17 protein-coding genes are annotated in these 24,291 nt (G+C 65.3%); 12 read left to right on the forward strand and 5 right to left on the reverse strand.

The genetic code is table 11. The annotated features are described in order from the left end of the window. Position 1: 1 nt before the first annotated feature. Complete coding sequence (locus AKL28_RS10340) at positions 2 to 1,417, forward strand: FAD-binding oxidoreductase (protein WP_050468054.1); 1,416 nt, start codon at positions 2 to 4, stop codon at positions 1,415 to 1,417. Between the two features lie 15 nt (positions 1,418 to 1,432). Here the strand turns inward: AKL28_RS10340 and AKL28_RS10345 are convergent, their stop codons facing one another. After that, positions 1,433 to 2,134 (reverse strand): GntR family transcriptional regulator, encoded by a 702-nt coding sequence (locus AKL28_RS10345; protein WP_050468055.1) that lies wholly within the window; start codon positions 2,132 to 2,134, stop codon positions 1,433 to 1,435. A gap of 113 nt (positions 2,135 to 2,247) precedes the next feature. Here AKL28_RS10345 and AKL28_RS10350 point away from each other — a divergent pair, with 113 nt between their 5' ends. The 9 genes from AKL28_RS10350 to AKL28_RS10390 all read left to right on the forward strand — a co-directional run bounded on the left by AKL28_RS10350 (position 2,248) and on the right by AKL28_RS10390 (position 12,430). After that, on the forward strand, positions 2,248 to 3,474 hold the full coding sequence (locus AKL28_RS10350; RefSeq protein ID WP_050468056.1) for a pyridoxal phosphate-dependent aminotransferase: 1,227 nt from the start codon (positions 2,248 to 2,250) through the stop codon (positions 3,472 to 3,474). 12 nt (positions 3,475 to 3,486) lie between these two features. After that, on the forward strand, positions 3,487 to 4,269 hold the full coding sequence (gene pxpB, locus AKL28_RS10355) for a 5-oxoprolinase subunit PxpB (protein WP_156226293.1): 783 nt from the start codon (positions 3,487 to 3,489) through the stop codon (positions 4,267 to 4,269). Further along, complete coding sequence (locus AKL28_RS10360) at positions 4,266 to 5,294, forward strand: 5-oxoprolinase subunit C family protein (protein WP_050468057.1); 1,029 nt, start codon at positions 4,266 to 4,268, stop codon at positions 5,292 to 5,294. Before pxpB ends, AKL28_RS10360 begins: the two co-directional genes overlap by 4 nt. Before the next feature lie 32 nt (positions 5,295 to 5,326). Further along, on the forward strand, positions 5,327 to 6,079 hold the full coding sequence (locus tag AKL28_RS10365; protein WP_050468058.1) for a LamB/YcsF family protein: 753 nt from the start codon (positions 5,327 to 5,329) through the stop codon (positions 6,077 to 6,079). Between the two features lie 65 nt (positions 6,080 to 6,144). Beyond that, on the forward strand, positions 6,145 to 7,743 hold the full coding sequence (locus AKL28_RS10370; protein ID WP_050468059.1) for an ABC transporter substrate-binding protein: 1,599 nt from the start codon (positions 6,145 to 6,147) through the stop codon (positions 7,741 to 7,743). Between the two features lie 55 nt (positions 7,744 to 7,798). Continuing rightward, positions 7,799 to 8,785, forward strand: coding sequence for an ABC transporter permease (locus tag AKL28_RS10375; RefSeq protein ID WP_050468128.1), 987 nt, complete (start codon positions 7,799 to 7,801; stop codon positions 8,783 to 8,785). A gap of 11 nt (positions 8,786 to 8,796) precedes the next feature. Then, positions 8,797 to 9,636: an ABC transporter permease gene (locus AKL28_RS10380; protein ID WP_050468060.1), complete on the forward strand. Its 840-nt coding sequence runs from the start codon at positions 8,797 to 8,799 to the stop codon at positions 9,634 to 9,636. Between the two features lies 1 nt (position 9,637). Then, positions 9,638 to 11,341 carry an ABC transporter ATP-binding protein gene (locus AKL28_RS10385; RefSeq protein ID WP_082221442.1) on the forward strand — a complete coding sequence of 568 codons (1,704 nt, stop codon included), beginning with the start codon at positions 9,638 to 9,640 and terminating at the stop codon, positions 11,339 to 11,341. A 108-nt stretch (positions 11,342 to 11,449) separates the two neighbouring features. Further along, positions 11,450 to 12,430 (forward strand): hydroxyacid dehydrogenase, encoded by a 981-nt coding sequence (locus tag AKL28_RS10390; protein ID WP_050468061.1) that lies wholly within the window; start codon positions 11,450 to 11,452, stop codon positions 12,428 to 12,430. Between the two features lie 64 nt (positions 12,431 to 12,494). Here the strand turns inward: AKL28_RS10390 and lpdA are convergent, their stop codons facing one another. From lpdA to gshA, 4 genes are all read right to left on the reverse strand, one after another. After that, entirely contained in the window at positions 12,495 to 14,258 is a 1,764-nt protein-coding gene (gene lpdA / locus AKL28_RS10395) for a dihydrolipoyl dehydrogenase (RefSeq protein ID WP_050468062.1), read from the reverse strand. Positions 14,259 to 14,321: 63 nt separating this feature from the next. After that, positions 14,322 to 15,968, reverse strand: coding sequence for a dihydrolipoyllysine-residue acetyltransferase (gene aceF, locus AKL28_RS10400; protein ID WP_050468063.1), 1,647 nt, complete (start codon positions 15,966 to 15,968; stop codon positions 14,322 to 14,324). A 191-nt stretch (positions 15,969 to 16,159) separates the two neighbouring features. Further along, entirely contained in the window at positions 16,160 to 18,856 is a 2,697-nt protein-coding gene (gene aceE / locus AKL28_RS10405; RefSeq protein WP_050468064.1) for a pyruvate dehydrogenase (acetyl-transferring), homodimeric type, read from the reverse strand. A 508-nt stretch (positions 18,857 to 19,364) separates the two neighbouring features. Further along, positions 19,365 to 20,960: a glutamate--cysteine ligase gene (gshA, locus tag AKL28_RS10410; RefSeq protein WP_050468065.1), complete on the reverse strand. Its 1,596-nt coding sequence runs from the start codon at positions 20,958 to 20,960 to the stop codon at positions 19,365 to 19,367. A 268-nt stretch (positions 20,961 to 21,228) separates the two neighbouring features. Between gshA and folD the strand changes: the two genes are divergently transcribed. Both folD and AKL28_RS10420 read left to right on the forward strand, forming a co-directional pair. Beyond that, positions 21,229 to 22,074, forward strand: coding sequence for a bifunctional methylenetetrahydrofolate dehydrogenase/methenyltetrahydrofolate cyclohydrolase FolD (gene folD, locus AKL28_RS10415; protein ID WP_050468066.1), 846 nt, complete (start codon positions 21,229 to 21,231; stop codon positions 22,072 to 22,074). A gap of 60 nt (positions 22,075 to 22,134) precedes the next feature. Continuing rightward, entirely contained in the window at positions 22,135 to 24,207 is a 2,073-nt protein-coding gene (locus tag AKL28_RS10420) for a M3 family metallopeptidase (protein WP_050468067.1), read from the forward strand. Positions 24,208 to 24,291 lie beyond the last annotated feature (84 nt).

Genomic DNA, 24,291 nt, shown 5'->3' on the forward strand with positions numbered 1-24,291 from the left:
GATGAGCGACAACACGCAAGACCTGATCGCACAATTGCGCGCCATCGTCGGCGACGCCGGACTGGTGACGGACGCGGATGCGCAGGCGCCCTACCTGAAAGACTGGCTGGGCAAGTGGCAGGGCCGCGTGACGGTCGTCGTACGCCCGGCCGACACCGCCCAGACTGCCGAAGTGGTGCGGCTGTGCCACATCACGCACACGCCCATCGTCGCCCAGGGCGGCAACACCGGCATGAGCGGAGGCGGCACGCCGGACGACAGCGGCGCCCAGGTAATCCTCTCGACCACGCGCATGAACCGCATCCGCGAAGTCGACCCGCTCAACAACACCATGACGGTGGATGCCGGCGTGATCCTGGCCAACGCGCAGCAGGCGGCACGCGAAGCGGGCCGCTACTTTCCGCTGAGCCTGGGCGCCGAAGGCAGCTGCACGGTAGGCGGCAACCTCGCCACCAATGCCGGCGGCATCGCCGTGCTGCGCTTTGGCAACATGCGCGAGCTGGCACTGGGACTGGAAGTGGTGCTGCCCGACGGGCGCATCTGGAACGGCTTGCGCGGCCTGCGCAAGGACAATACCGGTTACGACCTGCGCGACCTCTTCATCGGTTCCGAGGGCACGCTGGGCGTGATCACCGGTGCGGTGCTCAAGCTCTTCGCCCAGCCGCATGCGCGCGCCACCGCCTGGGTCGGCGCCGACACGCTGGAGCAACTGGTCGAATTGCTGGCGCGCACCCGCGCGCGTTGCGGCGAACGGCTGGTGGCCTTCGAAATGATGTCGGCGGCCTCGCTGGCGCTGGTGCTGCAGCACGTGGCAGACACTCGTGCGCCGCTGGCACAGCCGGCTGCGTTCAACGCATTGATCGAACTGGCCGACACCGAAGACGGGGGGCTGCAGGCGATGCTGGAGGACGTACTGGGCCAGGCGCTGGAAGACGGGCTGGTGAACGATGCCATGTTCTGCGCCAGCCAGGCGCAGAGCGCGGCGCTGTGGAAACTGCGCGAGGGCATCTCGCAGGCGCAGGTGCGCGCCGGCAAGGTGGTCAAGCACGACATCGCGCTGCCGATCTCGTCGCTGGCGGCGTTCACGCAGGCAGCCGACGCCGCCATCGCCGGCGAGGACATTTCCGCCGAGATCATCAACTTCGGCCACCTGGGCGACGGCAACCTGCACTTCAACGTGATGATCCCGCTGTCGTCGACCTATGAAGAGGTCAAGCACGCCACCGCCGTCTTCAACCGGCTGGTGCACGACATGGTGGTGCGCATGAATGGCAGCATCAGTGCCGAGCATGGCGTGGGACAGTTGCGCCGCGACGAACTGCGCCACTACAAGCAGCCGCTGGAGATGGAATTGATGTTACGGATCAAGCAGGCGTTCGATCCCAACCTGATCATGAATCCGGGCAAGCTTCTCTAGGAAGCTGTTCAACGATCAGCGCAGCAGCTTGTCGATGATGGCCTGGCGGATATTGTCGATATGGCGTGCGGTCTCGGCCGCTGCCGCGGCGCCGTCGCCACGCACCAGCGCATCGAGGATGGCCATGTGTTCCAGGCAGGTGGGATGGGCGCGGTTGTCCATGCGCTTCAACGAGAACATGCGCGTCTTGCGGCGCAGCTCGACGATCATCGCTGCCAGTAGTTGGTTGTCGCAGCATTCGGTGATCAGGCCGTGCAGTTCGCCATCCAGGCGCTGGTGCTCGGGGTCGGCCGGGTCGTCGCGGCGCATGATGCCTTCGATGCGCATGCGCAGGTCTGCCGCCTGCGCGCCCGGCACCTTGCCGGCGGCACGCGCGGCCGCATCGGACTCCAGCAGCCGGCGCACATGCAGCACCTCCATGATTTCCTGCACCGTCACCAGGCGCACATACAGGCGGCCGTTGGCCTTGCGCTCCAGTACACGCTCCCCTTCCAGCCGGTGCATCGCCTCGCGCAACGGCGTGCGCGAGATGCCCAGGCGCGCGGCCAGCATGCGCTCTTGTACCGCCTCGCCCTGCTTCAATTCGCGCGAGAGGATCAGGTCGACCAGGGCTTCATAAGCCTGGTTGCCGAGGCTGCTGGCGCCGGCTTCGGGCGCGTCGATGCCGTTATCGGCATCGGCGTCGGATTCGGCTGGCATGTCGTGGCGGGCATTCATGGTGGGCAGATTTTAACCGAAAGGATCATTGTGTTTGGCACGAGTATTGCTTGAATACGATTGGTATACCAATTGTATTTATATTTGAACCAAAACGGAATAAGCTTCTTCACATGACGATCCCGCATCCTTCGCAACGTCTCTCGGCGCGCCTGGCCCAGGCCCGTCCCTCGGCCACCGGCGCCGCCTCCGAAGCCGCCCGCAGGCTGACCGCGCAAGGCCGCCGGATCATCAGCCTGGCCGAGGGCGAGCTGGACTTCGACACCCCCGCCCATATACAACAGGCGGCGATCCAGGCCATCACCGGCGGCCAGACCCGCTACACCTCGGTGGGCGGCACGCCCGCACTGAAGGTAGCGATTGTCACCAAATTCGCGCGCGACAATGGCCTCGATTACCAAATTGGTGAAGTCATCGCCGCCACCGGCGCCAAGCAGATCCTGTTCAACGCCCTGCTGGCCACGGTCGATGCTGGTGACGAAGTGATCATGGCCGCGCCGTATTGGGTGTCCTATTCGGAGATGGTGCGCATCGCCGGCGGCGAGCCCGTGGTGCTGCCGGCCTCGCCCGATGCGGACTTCAAGCTCACGCCGCAACAACTGCAGGCGGCCATCACCCCGCGCACGCGCTGGCTGATGCTGAACTCTCCCTGCAACCCCTCGGGCGCCCTGTACAGCGCCGATGAACTGCGCGCGCTGGCCGATGTGCTGCGTCCGCATCAGCAGATCATGGTGCTGGCCGACGACATCTATGAGGCGATCGTCTTCGACGGCGCCTTCTGCACCTTCGCCCAGGCCGCGCCCGACATGCATTCGCGCACGCTGACGGTGAACGGCGTCTCCAAGTCGCATGCCATGACCGGCTGGCGCCTGGGTTACGCGGGCGGTCCGCAATGGCTGATCCGGGCGCTGGAACTGCTGCAGTCGCAAAGCACCAGCAACCCCAGCTCGATCAGCCAGGCCGGCGCGCTGGCGGCGCTCGACGGCCCGCAGGACTTCCTCGACGGCTGGCGCGAACGCCTGCGCGCGCGGCGCGACATGGCACTGTCCATCCTCGGCGACGCCGCCCCCTGGCTGTCCGTGCGCAAGCCGGCCGCGGCCTTCTATCTGTATGCCGACTGCCAGGCGGCAATCGGCGCGCTCACGCCGCAAGGCCAACGGCTGGCCGACGATGCCGCGCTGGCGGCCTGGCTGCTGGAAGAAGCGGGCGTCTCGGTGGTGCCGGGCAGCGCTTTCGGCATGGCCGGCTATCTGCGCCTGGCCTATGCCACCGCCGACGACCGCCTGCGCCTGGCCTGCGAACAGATCGTGGCGGCCTGCCAGCGCCTGCAGCAGGCATGAGGATCTGACGCAATGAAGACTGTCATCCCCCCTGGCGAACACGATTACGCCATCGCCGAAGGTGCGCTGGCTTCGGCCTCGCTGCCGGCCTTCGACTGGCAGGCCGAACCGGTCGGCGAACGCTGCCTGCTGGTGCGCGTGGGACGGACCGTGGGTGTGGACACCAGCCGCATCGTTCATGCGGTGGCCGCGCTGCTGCACGAAGGCCTGGGTGCCGCCGTGCTCGATGTGGTGCCGGCCTTCACCACGGTGGCGGTGCATTTCCAGCCGGCCGCCTTCCCGCGTCGCGCCGGCCCCGCGTCGGTACAAGTCGCGCGCAAGGTGGAGCGGCTGCTCGGCAAAGGCGTGCGCGCCACCGCCGGCAGCGGCCGCGTGGTCGAGGTGCCGGCCTGCTACGGCGGCGACCATGGCCCCGACCTGGTGGAAGTGGCGCGCCGCTGCAAACTGACGCCGCAGGAAGTCATCGCCCTGCACAGCAGCAGGCCGCTGACGGTGTATGCGTTCTTCTTCTCGCCCGGCAATCCCTTCGCCGGCCCGCTCGATGCGCGCCTGGACATCCCCCGCCGCAGCACGCCGCGCACGCTGGTGCCGGCCGGCTCGGTGGGCGTGGCCGGCGGCATCACGTCGATCTACCAGAACGCCTCGCCGGGCGGCTGGAACATCATCGCGCGCACGCCGCTGAACCTGTTCGACCTCAAGGCCATGCCACCCACCCGCATGCAACCGGGCGACCTGATCCATTTCCGCCCGGTCTCGCCCGAGCAGTTCGGGCAACTGCTGGAGGCACGCCCATGAACCTGATGCACATCGACCGCGCGGGCATGTACTGCACGCTGCAAGACCTCGGGCGCTACGGCTTCCAGCAATACGGAGTGCCGGTCAACGGCCCCATGGACGAGTGGGCACACCGCGCCGCCAACGCGCTGGTGGGCAATGCGGAAGATGCAGCAGTGCTGGAATGCACGCTGACCGGCCCGGCCCTGCACTTCAGCCAGGACACGCTGGTGGCGCTGACCGGCGCCGACATGCGCGCCACCGTGGACGGCCGTGCGCTGCCGCGCCAGCGTGCGGTGATGGTGCGGCGGCAGGCGAAGATCGAACTGCTAGGTGCTGCCTGCGGCACGCGCGCCTACCTGGCCGTGCGCGGCGGCTTCGCCACCGGGGCCGTGATGGGCAGCCGCAGCACTTATGTGCGCGGACGCTTCGGCGGCATGGAGGGGCGGCCCTTGCAGCGCGGCGACCGCGTGCCGGCCTTCAGCCGCGAGCGCGGCACGCCACCGCTGGCGCTGGAGCGCACGCTGGTCTCCAGCGGCCTGAACATGGTGGCGGCTGCCGCCCTGCCCGAAGCTGCCGGCCATTGGATCGCCCCGCTCGACGCCGGTGACGGCGCACTGACGCTGCGCTGCATTCCCGGTCCGCATTGGCAGGCCTTCAGCGAGGCCGCGCGCGCGTCCTTCACCGCTCAAGCCTGGCGCATCACGCCGCAGTCCGACCGCATGGGCTATCGCCTCGATGGCGCGCCGCTGGACAAGCCGGATCTGCCTGACATGATTTCCGAAGCCACTTGCTTCGGCACCGTGCAGGTACCGGCCGGCGGCCATCCCATCGTGCTGATGGCCGACCGCCAGAGTGCCGGCGGCTATCCCAAGATCGCCTACGTAGCTGCCGCCGACCTGCCTTTACTGGCGCAAGCCGGGCCGGGCACCGCCGTACGCTTTGTGCCGCTGGCGCAAGCCCAGGCCGAGAAGCTGTGGCTGCAATGCGAAGACCGCGTGCAAGCGCTGCGCGATGCCGCGCAACGCACGCTGGCGTCCAACTGAAACCGATCCGACAAGTTCAACAAGGAGTGGCCATGCCAAGCATCGACATCAACTGCGACATGGGTGAGAGCTTCGGCGCCTGGAACATGGGCGCCGACGAGGCCATCATGCCGCACATCACCTCGGCCAACATCGCCTGCGGCTTCCACGCCGGCGACCCGGGCGTGATGCTGTCCACCGTGAAGCTGGCGCTGCGCCACGGCGTGGCGCTGGGTGCGCACCCCGGCCTGCCCGACCTGCAGGGTTTCGGCCGCCGCGAGATCGCCATGAGCCCGGCCGAGGTTTACGCACTGGTGGCGTACCAGGTAGGCGCGCTGCAAGGCATCGCCGCCACCCAGGGTGCGCGGCTGCACCACGTCAAGACCCATGGCGCGCTGTACGGCATGACCGGGAAAAACCGCGCTATGGCCGATGCCGTGGCGCAGGCGATATTCGACATCGATCCGGGGCTGCAGGTCTACGTCGCCAACCGCCACATGGCCGACGCCACGCTGGCGCTGGGCCTGAAGGCAGTCCATGAGATCTACGCCGACCGCAGCTACCAGGACGACGGCACGCTCACGCCACGCTCGCAGCCGCACGCCATGATCGAAGACCCGGCCCAGGCCGCCGCGCAAGTGCGCCAGATGGTGCTGCAAGGCACGGTGCGCGCGTTGTCCGGCAAGGATGTGCCGGTCAAGGCCGACACGCTGTGCGTGCACGGCGACCAGGCCGGCGCCACGGTATTTGCGCAACAGATCGGCACTGCACTGCGCGCCGAGGGCATCGCCATCGCCGCTACCTGATCCGCGATTTTTCAGCAGGAACTTCCGTCCTTCATTCCGCCCCGCCAACCAGAAAGGCTACGCCCATGTTTTCTCGCATCGCCCTCCCCTCCCGCCGCACCATCGCGGTGGCAGCCATGTCGCTCGGCCTGTGCGCCACCGGCGTGCTGGCGTCTTCGGCCGCCCAGGCGCAGACGCGCGGCGGCACCCTGCGCGCCATCGTGCAGCCGGAACCGCCGCTGCTCATGCTGGGCCTGAACCAGCAGATCCCCACGCAATACGTGGCCGGCAAGATCTATGAAAGCCTGCTGACCTGGTCGCCCGACCTGCAGCCGCAACCGGGCCTGGCCAAGAGCTGGGAAATTTCCAAGGACGGCAAGACCTACACCTTTACCCTGCAAAGCGGCGTGAAGTGGCACGACGGCAAGCCGTTCTCGGCCGACGACGTGGTGTTCACGCTGGACAAGTTCCTGCGCGAAGTGCATCCGCGCGCGCGCGTGATCATCAACCAGTTCGTCGCCTCGGTGAAGGCGCTGTCGCCGACCAAGGTCGAGATCAAGCTCAAGGAACCGTTCGCGCCGTTCCTGAAAGCCTTCGTCAGCGACAACATGCCTATCGTGCCCAAGCACATCTACGACGGCACCGACTACAAGAACAACCCGGCCAACCAGACCCCGATCGGCACCGGCCCGTTCAAGTTCAAGGAATGGAAGAAAGGTTCGTACATCATCCTGACGCGCAACCCGGACTACTGGCAGGCCGGCAAGCCCTATCTCGACGAGATCGTGTTCAACGTGATCCCCGACGCCGCCTCGCGCGCGGTGGCCTTCGAACGCGGCGACGTGCAGGTGCTGCGCAGCGGCGACGCCGACAACGTCGACATCAGGCGCCTCAAGGCGCTGCCCAACGTGCAGTACACCACCAAGGGCTGGGAGATGTTCGCCCAGCAGTCCTACATCCAGATGAACCAGCGCAAGCCCCCCTTCGACAACGTCAAGGTGCGCCAGGCGGTGATGGCGGCGATCAACCGCAAGTTCGTGGTGGACAACATCTTCTTCGGCCTGGGCAAGGTCGCCACCGGCCCGATCTCGTCGAACACGCCGTTCTATAGCGCTGACGTGCCGGCCTACGCCTTCGACCTGAAGAAGGCGCGCGCACTGGTGAAGGAATCCGGTGTGGACCTGTCGAAGACGCCGGTCAAGATCCTGTCCTATCCCTACGGCGCAGCCTGGGACCGCCTGGCCGAGTACACCCGCCAGAGCCTGGAGCAGATCGGCTTCAAGGTCGAGATCGAGTCGGCCGACGCCGGCACCTGGTCCAAGCGCGTCTCCGACTTCGACTTCGACCTGACCTTCAGCTTCACCTCGCAGTACGGCGATCCGGCGCTGGGCGTGTCGCGCCTGTACCTGACCCGCAACATCGTCAAGGGTTCGGCCTTCGTCAACAACCAGGGCTACAAGAACGCCGCCATGGATGAACTGTGGGACAAGGCGGCCGCAGCCACCTCCAGCGATGAACGCGCCCGTGCCTATGCCACGATCCAGAAGACCCTGGTCGAGGAAGTCGCCAACGGTTACCTGTTCGAGCTGGAAAACCCGACGCTCTACAGCGGCAAGGTGCACAACCTGGTCAAGAGTGCGATCGGCCTGAACGATACCTTCGCCGACGTCTACCTGGACAAGTAAGCACATGGAACCGGCCATGCGGCACAACCTCCGCATGGCCTCGCTGGAGTTACCGATGAAGTCTCTGTCCTTTCTCTTCGCCCGCCTGGGCAAGGCCCTGGTGGTGGTGCTGGGCGTGGTCGTGATCAACTTCCTGCTGATCCGCATGGCGCCGGGCGACCCGGCCAGCGTACTGGCCGGCGAGGCCGGTTCGTCCGATCCGGCCTACGTGGCGCAGCTGCGCCAGGAGTTCGGCCTGGACCAACCCGTGTACGTGCAGCTGGCCACCTACCTCAAGGGCGTGGCCAGGCTGGACCTCGGCTTTTCCTATCGTGAACGCCTGCCGGTGCTGGACCTGATCCTCGACCGCCTGCCGGCCACCTTGCTGCTGATGGGATGTGCCTTCGTCTTCTCGGTGGCGCTGGGCGTGCTGTTCGGTGTGATCGCTTCGCGCGCCCGCTATGCCGGCAAGCGCCCCTGGCTGGACAGCGCCATCATGAGCGCCGCGCTGCTGATCTACGCCACGCCGCAGTTCTGGCTGGCCCTGATCGCGGTGATCTTCTTCTCGCTGCACCTGGGATGGCTGCCGCCGTTCGGCATGGAAACCGTCGGCGCCGGCCTCACCGGCTGGGCCCGCGCCGGCGACATCGCCGCCCACCTGGTGCTGCCGACCGTCTCGCTGGGCTGCTTCTTCATGGCGGTGTATGCACGCCTGACGCGCGCTTCCATGCTGGAAGTGCTGGGCATGGACTTCATCAAGACGGCGCGCGCCAAGGGCGTCGCCACCGGCGAGATCATCCGCCGCCACGCGTTGCGCAATGCGCTGCTGCCGGTGGTGACCTTCGCCGGCATCCAGCTGGGCCAACTGGCCGGCGGCGCGGTGCTGACCGAGACCGTGTTCGGCTGGCCGGGCATCGGCCGCCTGATGTTCGATGCACTGATGCAGCGCGACTACCAGCTGATGCTGGGCGTGTTCCTTATGACCTCGGTGATGGTGGTGCTGTTCAACCTGCTGACCGACGTGCTGTACCGCCTGATCGACCCGCGCATCGCCGGGCACTGAAAGGAATCTCCATGACCCTGTTCTTCCGACGTTTCGCCGCCAACCGCGGCGCCCTGGCCGGCCTGGTGCTGCTGGGCATCGTGGTGCTGGTGGCTTGCCTGGCCTCGTTCTGGTACGAGGAGTCGCCGTGGGCGATGGTGGCGCAACCGCTGTTGCCGCCCTTCACCGAAGCCGGCTATCCGCTGGGTACCGACATGCTCGGCCGCGACCTGGCCGCCGGGCTGGCCTACGGTGCGCGCGTGTCACTGATGATCGGCCTGATCTCGACGCTGGTGGCGGTGCTGTTCGGCATCGTCGTGGGCGCGCTGGCGGGCTACAACGGCGGCCGCATCGACGACCTGCTGATGCGCTGCACCGAGTTCTTCCAGACTATCCCGCAGCTGGCCATGGCGATGGTGCTGGTGGCCATCTTCAAGCCGTCTTTGTATTCCATCGTGGGCGCCATTGCCGTGGTCTCGTGGCCGCCGGTGGCGCGGCTGGTGCGCTCGGAATTCATGACGCTCAAGCAGCGCGAGTTCGTGCAGGCCGCGATCGTGATCGGCCAGACGCCGGCGCGCATCATCGTGACCCAGATCCTGCCCAACGCCGCCTCGCCCATCATCGTGACCGCGTCGCTGATGACGGCCACCGCCATCCTGACCGAGTCGGCGCTGTCCTTCCTGGGACTGGGAGACCGCAACCTGATGAGCTGGGGCTACATCATCGGCGCCTCGCGCACCATGCTGCGCGAAGCCCCGCTGATGAGCCTGTGGCCGGGGCTGGCCATCATGCTCACGGTGCTGGCCATCAACCTGATCGGCGAGGGCCTGAACGACGCGCTCAACCCGCAACTGCGCAAGCGTGGAGAATGACATGAGCACCACCACCGAACACGATATCGCCACCGCTGTTGCGGTTGCCGCCGGCGACGACGCGCCGCTGCTGTCCATCCGCCACCTCAGCATCCCGCTGCCCCGGCAGGGCGACCGCAAGTACGCAGTGCGCGACATCTCCTACGATATCCATGCCGGAGAGATCGTTTGCATCGTCGGCGAATCCGGCTCGGGCAAGTCGATGAGCGCCAACGCCATCATGGGCCTGCTGCCCTCGTACCTGCGTCCTGAACAGGGCAGCATCCTGCTCGAAGGGTGCAACCTGCTGGACCGCGACGAGGACAGCCTGCGCGCGCTGCGCGGACGCGAGATGGCGATGATCTTCCAGGAGCCGTTGTCGGCGCTCAATCCGCTAATGACTGTGGGCGACCAGATTGCCGAGGTCATGCGCGTGCACAACGCTTTCCCCGGCCCCGCGCGCGAACAGCGCGTGCTGGAGCTGCTGGAGTTCGTCGGCCTGCCCGACCCTGCCACGCTGCGCCACAGCTGGCCCTTCCGCCTCTCCGGCGGGCAACGCCAGCGCGTGATGATCGCCATGGCGCTGGCGCTGGAACCCAAGCTGCTGATCGCCGACGAACCCACCACGGCGCTGGACGTGACCACGCAGGCGCAGATCCTGGCGCTGATCGCGCGCATCCAGAAGGAGCGCGGCATGGGCGTGATGTTCGTCACCCACGACTTCGGCGTGGTAGCCGAAATCGCCGACCGCGTGATCGTGATGGAAAAGGGTGAACTGGTCGAGCAAGGCACGGTGGACGAAGTGCTGAACCGTCCGCGCCACCCCTATACCCGCAAACTGATCGGTGCGGTGCCGCGCCACGGCGGCCAGGCATCGCCTGCGCGCGACGGCCAGCGCAACATCCGGCAGGTGGAAGAAAAGCCGCTGCTGCAGGTCGAAGGCCTGCGCAAGACCTATGCCGCCGGTTCCGGTTTCTGGGGCCGCAAGCGCGTGGTGCACGCGGTCGACGGCGTGAGCTTCTCGGTGCGGCGCGGCCAGACGCTGGGGGTGGTAGGCGAATCGGGTTCGGGCAAGTCGACCATCGGCAAGTGCCTGCTCAAGCTCACCGACATCGACGGCGGCAAGATCCTGTTCGGCGGCGACGATATCGCGCCGTTGAGCGAGACCCAGTTCCGTCCGCGGCGGCGCGATATCCAGATGATCTTCCAGGACCCGTTCGCCTCGCTCAATCCGCGCCACACCATCGGCCGCATCCTGTGCGACGGGCCGATGGCCGCCGGCGTGCCGCGCAAGCAAGCCGAACAGCGTGCGCGCGAACTGCTGCAACTGGTGGAACTGGACGCCTCGGCCTTCGACCGCTATCCGGCCGAGTTCTCGGGCGGCCAGCGTCAGCGCGTGGGCATTGCCCGGGCGCTGGCGATGGAACCGCAACTGATCGTAGCCGACGAGTCGGTCTCGGCACTGGATGTGTCGGTGCAGGCGCAGGTGCTGCGGCTGCTGCGCCAGCTGCAGCAGAAGCTGGGCATCGCACTGGTGTTCATCACCCACGACCTGCGGGTGGCGGCGCAGATCTGCGATTCGCTCATCGTCATGCATCGCGGCAAGATCGTTGAAGAAGGCCCGCCGCAGCAACTGTTCGAGGCGCCGCGCCACGATTACACGCGCGCGCTGATCGCGGCCATGCCCGGCGCCCATTGGGATCCGGCGCAGGCCCTGCTGGCCTGAGGTCCGGATGTGCCAAGCCCAGGTTTCCCTCTGAGGTTCTTGCCTCTTTTCCGCACCGGCGTCCTACGGCCGGTGCGGCTTTTTTTCACCTGAAAGGAATGTCCAGACATGGCGCTGTGCGTGATCGCCCAACCCATCCACCCGGTCGGCGCCGAACTGCTGCGCGCGGCCGGCATCGACGTGCTGCAATCGACCGGGGCCGAGGCGTTCGCGCAGGAATTGGCCAGCGCTGACGCCGCCATCGTGCGCGACGGCGTCAGCGCCGCCCAGCTCGATGGCGCGCCGCGCCTGCTGCTGGTGGCCAACCACGGCACCGGCACCGACAAGATCGACGTCGCCCATGCGCACAGCATCGGCATCGCAGTCAGCAACACGCCGCTGGCCAATGTGCGCGCCGTGGCCGAGCACACGCTATATCTGATGCTGGCGGCCGCGCACCAGGCGGTGACCGCCGATGCCGCCACGCGCGCCGGCAACTGGCGCTTCAAGTATGAAGGCCGCATGGTCTCGCTGTACGACAAGACGCTGGGCATCGTCGGCTTCGGCCGCATCGGCGAGCTACTGTGCGGCATGGCCGGTCGCGGACTGGGCATGCGTGTGCTGGTATGGTCGCCGCGTGCGGACGCCCTCCATGTGCGCTCCTTCGGCGCCGAGGTCGCGGCCTCCTTTGAGCAATTGCTGGCGCAGTCCGACGTGATCAGCCTGCACCGTCCGCTGCGCCCGGACACCGCGCACACGATCGATGCCAGTGCCTTGTCTCGGATGAAGCGCGACGCCATCGTCGTCAACACTTCGCGCGGCGGCCTGATCGACGAGACGGCGCTGGTCGATGCGCTACGCGCCGGCCGCATCGGCGGCGCCGGACTCGACGTGTTCGAACAGGAACCGCTGTCGCCGGCTTCGCCGCTGGCAACGCTGGCCAACGTGGTGCTGTCGCCGCACATCGCCGGTTCTTCACAGGAAGCGCTACAGGCCACGGCGACCCAGTGCGCGGGGCAGGTCATCGCCGCATTGTCGGGACAGCAGCCGGAGAGCCTGCTGGACCCTTCGGTGTGGGGACGGCGCGGCAGCGCCACGCGCGCCGCCTGATCTCATCGGCAGACGAAAAAAAACGGCGAACCGAAGTTCGCCGTTTTTCATTGTGCGGCAACGCTTACTTCTTGCGCTGCGGCGGCAGGTCGGTGCAATGCCCTTCCGCCACTTCCGCCGCCATGCCAAGCGATTCGCCCAGCGTCGGGTGCGGGTGGATGGTCTTGCCGATGTCGACCGCATCAGCGCCCATTTCGATGGCCAGTGCCACTTCACCGATCATGTCGCCGGCGTGCGTGCCGACGATGCCGCCACCGATCACGCGGTGCGTCTCGGCGTCGAACAGCAGCTTGGTGAAGCCTTCAGCGCGGCCGTTGGCGACAGCGCGACCGGAAGCGGCCCACGGGAAGTGGCCCTTCTCGATCTTGATGCCCTTGGCCTTGGCTTCGTCTTCAGTCACGCCGACCCATGCCACTTCCGGATCGGTGTAGGCCACCGACGGGATCACGCTGGCGTCGAAGAAGCTCTTCTCGCCGGCGATCACCTCGGCTGCCACGTGGCCTTCATGCACGGCCTTGTGCGCCAGCATCGGCTGGCCCACCAGGTCGCCGATGGCGAAGATGTGCGGCACGTTGGTGCGCATCTGCTTGTCGACCGGAATGAATCCGCGGTCGCCGACGATCACGCCGGCCTTGTCGGCCGAAACCTTCTTGCCGTTGGGGCTGCGGCCCACGGCCACCAGCACCAGGTCGTACAGTTGCGGCTCGGGCGCCTTGGCGCCGGCTTCAGCGGCCTCGAAGGTAACCTTGATGCCTTCGGCCAGCGCTTCCACCGCCACGGTCTTCGTCTTGACCATAACGTTGTCGAAGCGCTTCTCGTTGAACTTCTGCCAGACCTTGACCATGTCGCGGTCGGCGCCCTGCATCAGGCCGTCCATCATTTCGACCACGTCGATGCGCGCACCCAGCGTGGAGTACACGGTGGCCATTTCCAGGCCGATGATGCCGCCGCCGATGACCAGCATGCGCTTGGGCACCTGACGCAGTTCCAGCGCGCCGGTGGAGTCGACAATGCGCGGGTCTTGCGGCACGAACGGCAGGTTCACCACCGAGGAGCCGGCGGCGATGATGGCGTGCTTGAACTGCACGACCTTCTTGCTGCCGTCAGCGGCCGTCACTTCGATATGGTTGGGGCCGGCGAACTGGCCGTTGCCATTCACCACGGTAACCTTGCGCGCCTTGGCCATACCGGCCAGGCCGCCAGTCATGGTGCCGATGACCTTGTCCTTGTAGCCGCGCAGCTTGTCGATGTCGATCTCGGGCTTGCCGAAGGTGACGCCGTGGGAGGCCATGGCGGCAGTCTCGTCGATCACGGCAGCCACATGCAGCAGCGCCTTGGACGGGATGCAGCCCACGTTCAGGCAGACACCGCCCAGCGTGGCTTCCTGTTCGACGATGACGGTATTGAGGCCCAGGTCGGCTGCGCGGAAAGCGGCCGAATAACCACCGGGGCCACCGCCCAGCACCATGACGTCGCACTGCACGTCGGCGCTGCCGCCGAAGCTGGCAGCGGCCGGTGCGGATGCGGGAGCGGCGGGAGCGGCAGCAGGTGCTGGCGCAGTTGCAGGAGCCGGTGCCGCGGCGGCTGCGCCGGAAGCTTCCACCATCAGCAGCACCGAACCTTCGGCGACCTTGTCGCCGACCTTGATCTTGATTTCCTTGACCACACCCGCCGTCGACGACGGGATTTCCATGCTGGCCTTGTCGGACTCGACGGTGATCAGCGACTGGTCGACCTTGATCGTATCGCCGACCTTGACCATCACTTCGATGACTTCGACTTCCTTGAAATCCCCGATATCGGGGACCTTGACTTCAGAGAGACTCATTGTCTTGGCTCCGTTATGTTCTGTTTCGCTGCGCGCCGCCACTGGGGCGGCGCATCGACTTGATTAGAGCAAGGACTTGCGCAGGTCGCCCAGCACGTCGGCCAGGTAGGCCGAGAAACGGGCGCCCATTGCACCGTCGATGACGCGGTGGTCGTAGGACAGCGAAGTCGGCATCATCAGGCGCGGCACGAACTGCTTGCCGTCCCACACCGGTTTGGTGATCGACTTGGACAGGCCCAGGATCGCCACTTCCGGCGCGTTGATGATGGGCGTGAAGGCGGTGCCGCCGATGCCGCCCAGCGACGAGATGGTGAAGGTCGCACCCTGCATGTCGGCCGGCTTCAACTTGCCTTCGCGCGCCTGGGCCGACAGCTCGCCCATTTCGATGGCGATCTGGCTCACGCTCTTCTGGTCGGCGTTCTTGATCACCGGCACGACCAGGCCATTGGGCGTGTCCGCCGCAAAACCGATGTTGTAGAACTGCTTCAAGATCAGGTTTTCGCCCTTGGCATCCAGCGAAGAGTTGAAGGCCGGGAATTTCTTCAACGCCGAAACGCTGGCCTTGATCACGAATGCCAGCATGGTCAGCTTGACCGGCGACTTGGCCTTGGCGTAAGCGGCATTGGAAGTGACGCGGAATTCTTCCAGCTCGGTCACGTCGGCTTCGTCGAATTGCGTGACGTGCGGGATCATCACCCAGTTGCGGTGCAGGTTGGGGCCGCTGATCTTCTTGATGCGCGACAGCGGTTGCAGCTCGGTCGCGCCGAACTTGCTGAAGTCCAGCGACGGCCATGGCAACAGGTCCATGCCGGCGCCGCTGCCGTTCTTGCCCGGTGCAGCGGCAACCTGGGTCGAACCGGCCATCACGCCCTTGACGAAGTTCTGCACGTCATCCTGCAGGATGCGGCCCTTGGGGCCGGTAGCCGGCACGCGGGCGAGATCCACACCCAGTTCGCGCGCGAACTTGCGCACGGACGGCGAGGCGTGGGCCTTGCCGCCGGCGCTGGTCGCCGATGCGGTGGCGATCGCCGGCGCTGCAGCCAGTGCAGCGGCCGGTGCTGCCGCAGGCGCGGGCGCAGCGGCGGCCGGTGCAGGCGCTGCTGCCGGAGCAGCAGCAGGTGCGCCGCCGGTGGTTTCCAGCGAGGCGATGATGCTGCCCTTGGCAACCTTGTCACCCAGCTTGACCTTCAGTTCCTTGATCACGCCGGCGTGGCTGGACGGGATTTCCATGCTGGCCTTGTCGGACTCGACGGTCAGCAGCGACTGTTCGGCCTTGACCGTATCGCCGACCTTGACCATCAGCTCGATGACTTCGACTTCCTTGAAGTCGCCGATGTCGGGCACTTCGATTTCGATCACGCCGCCGGCAGCGGCTGGTGCCGGTGCAGCAGCAGGAGCCGGCGCAGGGGCCGAAGCCTGTGCCGCGGCCGGGGCGGCTGCGGCTTGCGCCGGGGCAGCGGCCGGCGCTGCGCCAGCGCCTTCGACGATCAGCAGCAGCGAGCCTTCGGCGATCTTGTCGCCGACCTTGACCTTGATTTCCTTGATCACGCCAGCCTGGCTGGAGGGGATCTCCATGCTGGCCTTGTCGGATTCGACGGTGACCAGCGACTGGTCGACCTTGACCGTGTCGCCGACCTTGACCATCACTTCAATGACTTCGACTTCCTTGAAATCGCCGATGTCCGGGACTTTTACTTCGACTTGACTCATCTGTTGCGCTCCGTTGTTCTGTTCCCTGGCCTTGGGCTGGGAGGGGTATTCGCAGAGGGGAAGGTGCTGCCGCGTGGCCATTGCATCTTAAGCCATGTTGCGGCCGCCCCTTCCCTGTTTTTCGGCTGACACTGACACGAAACATCCCCGCAATCAGGAAGCTGAAGCGGGGATGCTCGGGTCTGCGGAACTTACTGGGTCACCGGGTTCGGCTTGTTCGGGTCGATGCCGTACTTGGCAATCGCCTGCGCCACGACTTCAGGCTTGATCTTGCCTTCATCTGCCAGCGACTTCAAGGCTGCCACGGTCACGAAGTAGCGGTTCACTTCGAAGAACTCGCGCAGCTTGGCGCGGGTATCCGAACGGCCGTAGCCGTCGGTACCCAGCACCTTGTACGAACGGCCCTTCGGCACGAACGCGCGGACCTGCTCGGCATAGGTGCGCATATAGTCGGTCGAGACCACGATCGGGCCGTCGGTGCCTTCCAGCGATTGCTCGAAGTAGCTCTTCTTGGCGGTCTCGGCCGGGTGCAGCATGTTCCAGCGCTCCACATCCTGGCCTTCGCGGGCCAGCAGGGTGAACGACGGTGCGGACCAGACGTCGGCGTCGACCTTCCAGTCGTCGCGCAGCAGGTCGGCAGCGGCGATGACTTCGCGCAGGATGGTGCCCGAACCTAGCAGTTGCACGCGCAGCTTGTTCTTCTTGCCGCCTTCGTTCAGCAGGTACAGGCCCTTCAGGATGCCCTCTTCCTGGCCGGCCTTGATACCCGGATGCGCGTAGTTCTCGTTCATCACGGTGATGTAGTAGAACACGTCTTCCTGGTTGGCCACCATGCGGCGCAGGCCGTCATGGATGATCACGGCGACTTCGTGGGCGAAGGTCGGGTCGTAGGGGATGCAGTTCGGGATCGCCGAGGCGAACACATGGCTGTGGCCGTCTTCGTGCTGCAGGCCTTCACCGTTCAGGGTGGTACGGCCGGCAGTGCCGCCGATCAGGAAGCCGCGCGCGCGCATGTCGCCTGCCGCCCATGCCAGGTCGCCGATACGCTGCAGACCGAACATCGAGTAATACGTATAGAACGGAATCATGATGCGGTTGTTGGTCGAGTACGAGGTCGCCGCAGCGATCCACGAGCTCATGCCGCCCGCTTCGTTGATGCCTTCCTGCAGGATCTGGCCGGCCTTGTCTTCGCGGTAGTACATGACCTGGTCCTTGTCGACCGGTTCGTACAGCTGGCCGACCTGGCTGAAGATACCGATCTGGCGGAACAGGCCTTCCATACCGAAGGTACGGGACTCGTCGACCATGATGGGCACCACGCGCTGCCCCAGGCTGCTGTCGCGCAGCAGCGCGGTCAGCACGCGCGAGTAGGCGGCGGTGGTGGAGATTTCACGGCCTTCGGCGGTCGGCTCCAGCATTGCCTGGAACGCGGACAGCTCAGGCACCACCAGCTTCTCGTCGGCTTGCGGACGGCGCTGCGGCAGGTAGCCGCCCAGTGCCTTGCGGCGCTCGTGCAGGTATTGCATTTCCGGGGTGTCGTCGGAAGGCTTGAAGAACGGAATATCCGCCAGCTTGTCGTCCGGAATCGGCAGCTGGAAGCGGTCGCGCATGGCCTTGATGGCTTCGTCGTCCAGCTTCTTGGTGTTGTGTGCCGTGTTGCGCGCTTCGCCGGCCTTGCCGAAGCCGTAGCCCTTGATGGACTTGGCCAGGATGACGGTCGGCTGATCCTTGCTGTCCTGCGCAACCTTGAAGGCGGCGTAGATCTTGTGCGGATCGTGGCCGCCGCGGGTCAGGCGCCAGATGTCGTCGTCGGACATCTTGCTGACCATCTCCAGCAGCTTCGGATGCTTGCCGAAGAAATGCTTGCGCACGAAAGCGCCATCCTTGGCCTTGTAGTTCTGATATTCACCGTCGACGGTTTCCATCATCACCTTTTGCAGGATGCCTTCCTTGTCCTTGGCCAGCAGCTCGTCCCAGCCGCTGCCCCAGATAACCTTGACCACGTTCCAGCCGGCGCCGCGGAAGTCGGATTCCAGTTCCTGGATGATCTTGCCGTTGCCGCGCACCGGGCCGTCCAGGCGCTGCAGGTTGCAGTTGACCACGATGACCAGGTTGTTCAGCTTTTCACGGCCGGCCATGCCGATGGCGCCCATCGATTCCGGCTCGTCCATCTCGCCGTCGCCACAGAAGGCCCAGACCTTGCGGTTGTCGGTCTTGGCGATGCCGCGTGCGTGCAGGTACTTCAGGAAGCGCGCCTGGTAAATCGCCATCAAGGGCCCCAGGCCCATCGAGACGGTCGGGAACTGCCAGAATTCCGGCATCAGTTTCGGGTGCGGGTACGAAGACAGGCCCTTGCCGTCGGCTTCGCGGCGGAAATGGATCAGTTGGTCTTCGGTCAGGCGGCCTTCCAGGAAGGCGCGTGCGTAAATGCCGGGCGAGGAGTGGCCCTGGATGTACAGCAGGTCGCCGCCGTGGTCTTCGGTCGGGGCGTGCCAGAAGTGGTTGAAGCCGATACCCAGCATGTTGGCCAGCGAGGCGAACGAGGACAGGTGGCCGCCGAGGTCGCCGTCGACGCGGTTGGCCTTGACCACCATGGCCATGGCGTTCCAGCGCATCCACGAGCGCAGGCGCTCTTCGTATTCGAGGTTGCCGGGGCAGTGCTCGCCCTGGTCGGCGGGGATGGTGTTGACGTAGGCGGTATTGCTGGAAAACGGGATGTGCGCGCCGCGGCGGCGGGCCAGGTCGACCATGCGCTCCATCAGGTAGTGGGCGCGGTCCGGACCTTCCTTCTCGATCACGGCTTCGAGGGCGTCAAGCCACTCCTGGGTTTCCATCACGTCGGGATCGTTGGCGGCCTGCGCCAGGACTTGGTCGATTTGGGCTGACATGTCATGTCTCCTGTTTGTTGAAGGCCCCTGCCAGATCTGATGGACTGGCCGGGTCGGTCGGGTCATTCAGTGCAAATAGCCGCCGGCGATGATGCGCGGAAAACACTAATGTACGGTCTTCCAGCCGTGTGGACGACGCATTTTATCAGGGATTTTTTAATTTTCAAATTACGATAACTGATTTCATAATACGAAATTATGCTGCAAAGCGGCATGAACAGGGGCTTTCCAGCGACCGTATTTTTACTGTCAGGACGATACGAAGGGTGTTTTTTGCCATGTTTGCAATGCCGCAAAATGGCGCTTTATCATCCTGTTCAGGCTATCGAAAAGGCGCAACAGCTGTGCCGGATCACCAGAAAAAATATTAAAAAGACAATTAAATTTGCCCGAACAAAGTGGGCAGGAGGATAGATACCGCCCCAATCCCATTCACGGGATGAGGCCGGTTCTCTATATAGATAGCAGATAGGCGTGAGATGGCCGGCTTCGGGCCGGCACGAACGGATCAGACGCTGATATTGCCCAGCGTGCTGGCGCGATAGGCAGCGACGAAGGTGTCGAAGTCGCCGGTCTGGGTGCGCTCGATTTCGCGCTGGGCGTCCAGCGAAGCCTGGGCGATGGCGACAAAGCCGGCGGTCTGCTCCGCCGTCAGCGGATCGGCCAGCAGTTGCTCGGCCTGTGCCGCACTGTTTTGCAAGGCCCAGGCCGGGAAGGAATTGCCGGCAGCGCGGATCTCGCGCAGCACCCGCGCCGACGGCGTGGCGTCGGCGTCGGCCAGCTTGGCGCGCTGGGCGGCCATGCTATCGCGGTGGACGCTGCCGCCGATCTGCTTATCCAGCAGCTCGGCCACCGGCGCCATGCGCTCCAGCAGCTGCTCGCCCCACTCCCTCAGTCCGATGGCGCGGCCCTTGAACTGCAATTGCAAGCCGGGCTGGCGTCCCTGCTTGACCGTCGCCATGAAGTTGGCGCGGTTCTCCACGCCCTCCTCGTCCGAAGTCAGGCAGCTGTCATCGAAGGCCAGGAAGTGCAGGAACACGTCGAGGAAACGCGCCGTCTGCAGGTTGATGCCCAGCGGATCGAACGGATCGATGTCCATGCAGCGCACTTCCACATACTGCACGCCGCGCGCCGACAGGGCCTGCACCGGACGTTCGCCGCTGTAGATGACGCGCTTGGGGCGGATCGACGAGTAAAACTCGTTCTCGATCTGCAGGATGTTGGTGTTGATCTGCACCCATTCGCCGTCGCGCTTGGTGCCGATCGCCTCGTAAGGCGGATACGGCTCGCTGACGGCATGCGCCAGGCTGCGGATGTAGGCCGGCAGGTTGTTGTAGTGCGGGGTGATGTTGGCCTGGGCGTTGTTCTGGTAACCCAGGTCGCTCATGCGCAGGCTGGTGCCATAGGGCAGGTAGAGCGTGTCGTCGGACAGCGTCTCCAGCTGGTGCGGGCGGCCGCGCAGGAAATTGGTCGCCACCGCCGGCGAGGCACCGAACAGGTACATCAGGAGCCAGCTGTAGCGGCGGAAGTTGCGGATCAATGCGATGTAGCGCTCCGACTGGTAGTCGCGGCGCGAAACCGAGGCGTCGATGCCGCGGTCGCTTTCGCGCAGCACATCCCATACGCCTTCATTCAACGAAAAGTTGTAATGGATACCGGCGATGCACTGCATGGTGCGACCGTAGCGCAGCGCCAGGCCGCGGCGGTAGACGTGCTTCAACATGCCGATGTGCGAACTGCCATACCAAGCGATGGGAATCTCATTCTCCGGCGGCAGCACGCAGGGCATCGATGCATTCCACAGCAGCTCGCCGCCCAGCCGGGTATGGACGAAGCGGTGAATTTCATCCAGGCGCTGCAGGGCCGTGGCGATATCCGGCTCGGCGGGCGTGATGAATTCCAGCAGCGACTCGGAGTAATCGGTAGTGATCAGGTCATTGGTCAGCGCCGAACCCAGCGCCGGCGGATGCGGCGTATGGGCCAGTTGCCCGTGGCGGTCGACCCGCAGCGTTTCCCGTTCCACGCCGCGCAAACCCTGGCCGAGCAGCGCGATGTGTTGCGGGCTGGCAAGCTGTTGCAGGCGTTGGTTCAGCAAATCGGTCATGCGGGCGTCCTTCAAAAAAGATGTCGTTGCGCTTTGGTTGCGGGAGCATAACCGAAATTGAAATTCCCCGTCGTGCACGCGGCAAAATGCCCGCATTGTGGAACCGGGGGTATTTTCATTGCATGAAAAGCAACCCCTTTCGATCGGGCGCCGGATCGTCGCCCGGCTGCGCTGGCTTTATAATCATGGGTTCGGCGCTTCATGCGCTTTCATCGCCCCCGGCGCAGCCCGGGTGCTTTCGCCACCGCCCTGTCTCTACCTATTCGCCATGCCAGCTCAACTGATCGACGGAAACCTGCTCTCCCAACAACTGCGCGCCGACGTTGCCAAACGTGCCGCCGCCCTGACCGCCCAAGGCAAGCAGCCCGGCCTGGCGGTGATCCTGGTCGGCGACAGCCCGGCATCTCAGGTCTATGTGCGCAACAAGGTCAAGGCCTGCGAAGACAATGGCCTGTATTCGGTGCTGGAAAAGTATGAAGCCTCGCTGACCGAAGCCGAACTGCTGGCGCGCATCGATGCCTTGAACCAGGATCCGAAGATCAACGGCATCCTGGTGCAACTGCCGCTGCCGGCCCACATCGATTCGCACAAGGTGATCGAAGCCATTGCGCCCGAGAAGGATGTGGACGGCTTCCACATCAGCAACGCCGGCCTGCTGATGACCGGCCAGCCGCTGTTCCGTCCCTGCACCCCGTACGGCGTGATGAAGATGCTGGAGTCGATCAGCTATCCCGTGCGCGGCGCCAACGCCGTCGTGGTCGGCGCCTCCAACATCGTCGGCAAGCCGCAGGCGATGTTGCTCTTGCAAGCCGGCGCCACCGTCACCATCTGTAATTCCAAGACCCGTGACCTCGGCGCCCATACCCGCAATGCCGACATCCTGGTGGTGGCTACCGGCCGCCGCAACATCGTCACTGCCGACATGGTCAAACCGGGCGCCGTGGTGCTCGACGTCGGCATGAACCGCGACGACAACGGCAAGCTGTGCGGCGACGTCGACTTCGCCAACGTGAAGGAAGTCGCCGGCTATATCACCCCGGTGCCGGGCGGCGTCGGCCCGATGACCATCACCATGCTGCTGGTCAACACCATCGAGGCCGCCGAGCGCACCTGAGGTATTGAATGTAATCGCGCCTTTGCACCGTGCGGGGCGCACTGAATGAAACGAGAGCCCATGACCACCGACATCGCCGCCAATCCCCTGCTCGACTTCTCGGGCTATGCCCAGTTCGACGCCATCAAGCCGGAACACGTCACCCCGGCCCTGGACAAGCTGCTGGCCGACGCCGGCCGCCTGGTGACCGAACTGGAAGCGCCGATGGCCGAGGTCACCTGGGACAACTTCGTCGAACCGCTGGAATCCGCCACCGAAAAGCTGGGCCGCGCCTGGAGCGTGGTCGGCCACCTGAACTCGGTAATGGATACGCCCGCGCTGCGCGCCACTTACAACGAGAACCAGCCGCGCCTGGTCGAATTCTGGACCGGCCTGGGCCAGAACCTGGCGCTGTTCGAAAAGTACAAGGCATTGCAGGCCAGCCCTGCTTTCGCATCGCTGTCGGCCGCGCGCCGCAAGGTGGTGGACAACGCCGTGCGCGACTTCCGCCTGTCCGGCGCCGAGCTGCCGGACAACAAGAAGGAACGCTTCGCCGAGATCCAGGAAAAGCAGGCGGCGCTGACCACCCGCTTCTCCGAAAACGTGCTGGATGCCACCAACGACTTCGGCCTGTTCGTGGAAGACGAGGCCGAACTCTCCGGCCTGCCCGACGATGTGAAACAAGCCGCGCGCGCCGCCGCCGAGAAAGACGGCAAGCCGGGCTTCAAGTTCACGCTGCACTTCCCTTCCTACTTTCCGGTGCTGCAGTACGCCGACAACCGCGCGCTGCGCGAAAAGATCTATCGCGCCAATGCCACCAAGGCATCGGAGCTGGGCGCCAAGCCGCAATGGGACAACAGCGCCAACATCGACGACATCCTGAAGCTGCGCAAGGAAGAGGCCCAACTGCTGGGCTACGCCAACTTCGCCGAAGTCTCGCTGGTGGCCAAGATGGCGCAATCGCCGGCCGAAGTGGTCGCCTTCCTCGAAGACCTGGGCCGCCGCGCGCGCCCCTTCGGTGAAAAGGACTACGCGGAACTGAAGACCTTCGCCAAGGAAAAGCTGGGCCTGGACACGCTGGAAGCCTGGGACAGCACCTACGCTTCCGAGAAGCTGCGCGAACAGCGCTACGCCTTCTCCGAACAGGAAGTGAAGCAGTACTTCCCCGAGCCCAAGGTGGTGGGCGGCCTGTTCCAGGTCGCACAGCAGCTGTTCGGCGTGACCATCAAACCGGACACCGCGCCGGTGTGGCACAAGGACGTGAAGTTCTTCCGCATCGAACGCGATGGCCAGTTGGTCGGCCAGTTCTACCTCGACCTGTATGCGCGCAGCGGCAAGCGCGGCGGCGCCTGGATGGACGACGCCCGCGCCCGCCGCCTGACCGCCAGCGGCGTGCAGACGCCGATCGCCTACCTGGTATGCAACTTCACCGAACCGGCGGTAGTAGACGGCGTGGCCAAGCCGGCGCTGTTCACGCACGACGAAGTCATCACGCTGTTCCACGAGTTCGGCCACGGCCTGCACCACATGCTCACGCAAGTCGATGAAGTCGGCGTGTCCGGCATCTCGGGCGTGGAATGGGATGCGGTGGAACTGCCCTCGCAGTTCATGGAAAACTTCTGCTGGGAGTGGGATGTGCTGCAGCACCTCTCCGCACATGCCGAGACCGGCGAACCGCTGCCGCGCGCGCTGTACGACAAGATGATCGCCGCCAAGAACTTCCAGTCCGGCCTGCAGATGCTGCGCCAGGTGGAATTCTCGCTGTTCGACATGCTGATCCACCACGAATATGAAGTAGGCGGCGGCAAGACCGTGCAGCAGTTGTTGAACGAGCTGCGCGACCGCGTCGCCGTGATCCGTCCGCCCGAGTTCAACCGCTTCCAGCACTCGTTCTCGCACATCTTCGCCGGCGGTTACGCGGCGGGCTATTACAGCTACAAGTGGGCCGAAGTGTTGTCGGCCGACGCCTACAGCGCGTTTGAAGAAGCCGCTGCCGGCGGCGGGAATGTAGTGTCGATTGAAACCGGCCGCCGCTTCCAGCAGGAAATCCTGGCCGTGGGTGGTTCGCGCCCGGCGATCGAGTCGTTCAAGGCCTTCCGCGGCCGTGAACCGAGCATCGATGCGCTGCTGCGGCATAGCGGCATGGCCGCCTGATCCATCCCGCGATCATGGTTCGACGGCCTGCCCTGCGGCAGGCCGTTTTTCCTTACGAAACTGGTACTGTGCATGGCAGTGCCC

It is taken from the genome of Herbaspirillum chlorophenolicum (genome assembly GCF_001189955.1).
Classification (GTDB): Bacteria; Pseudomonadota; Gammaproteobacteria; order Burkholderiales; family Burkholderiaceae_D; genus Herbaspirillum; species Herbaspirillum chlorophenolicum.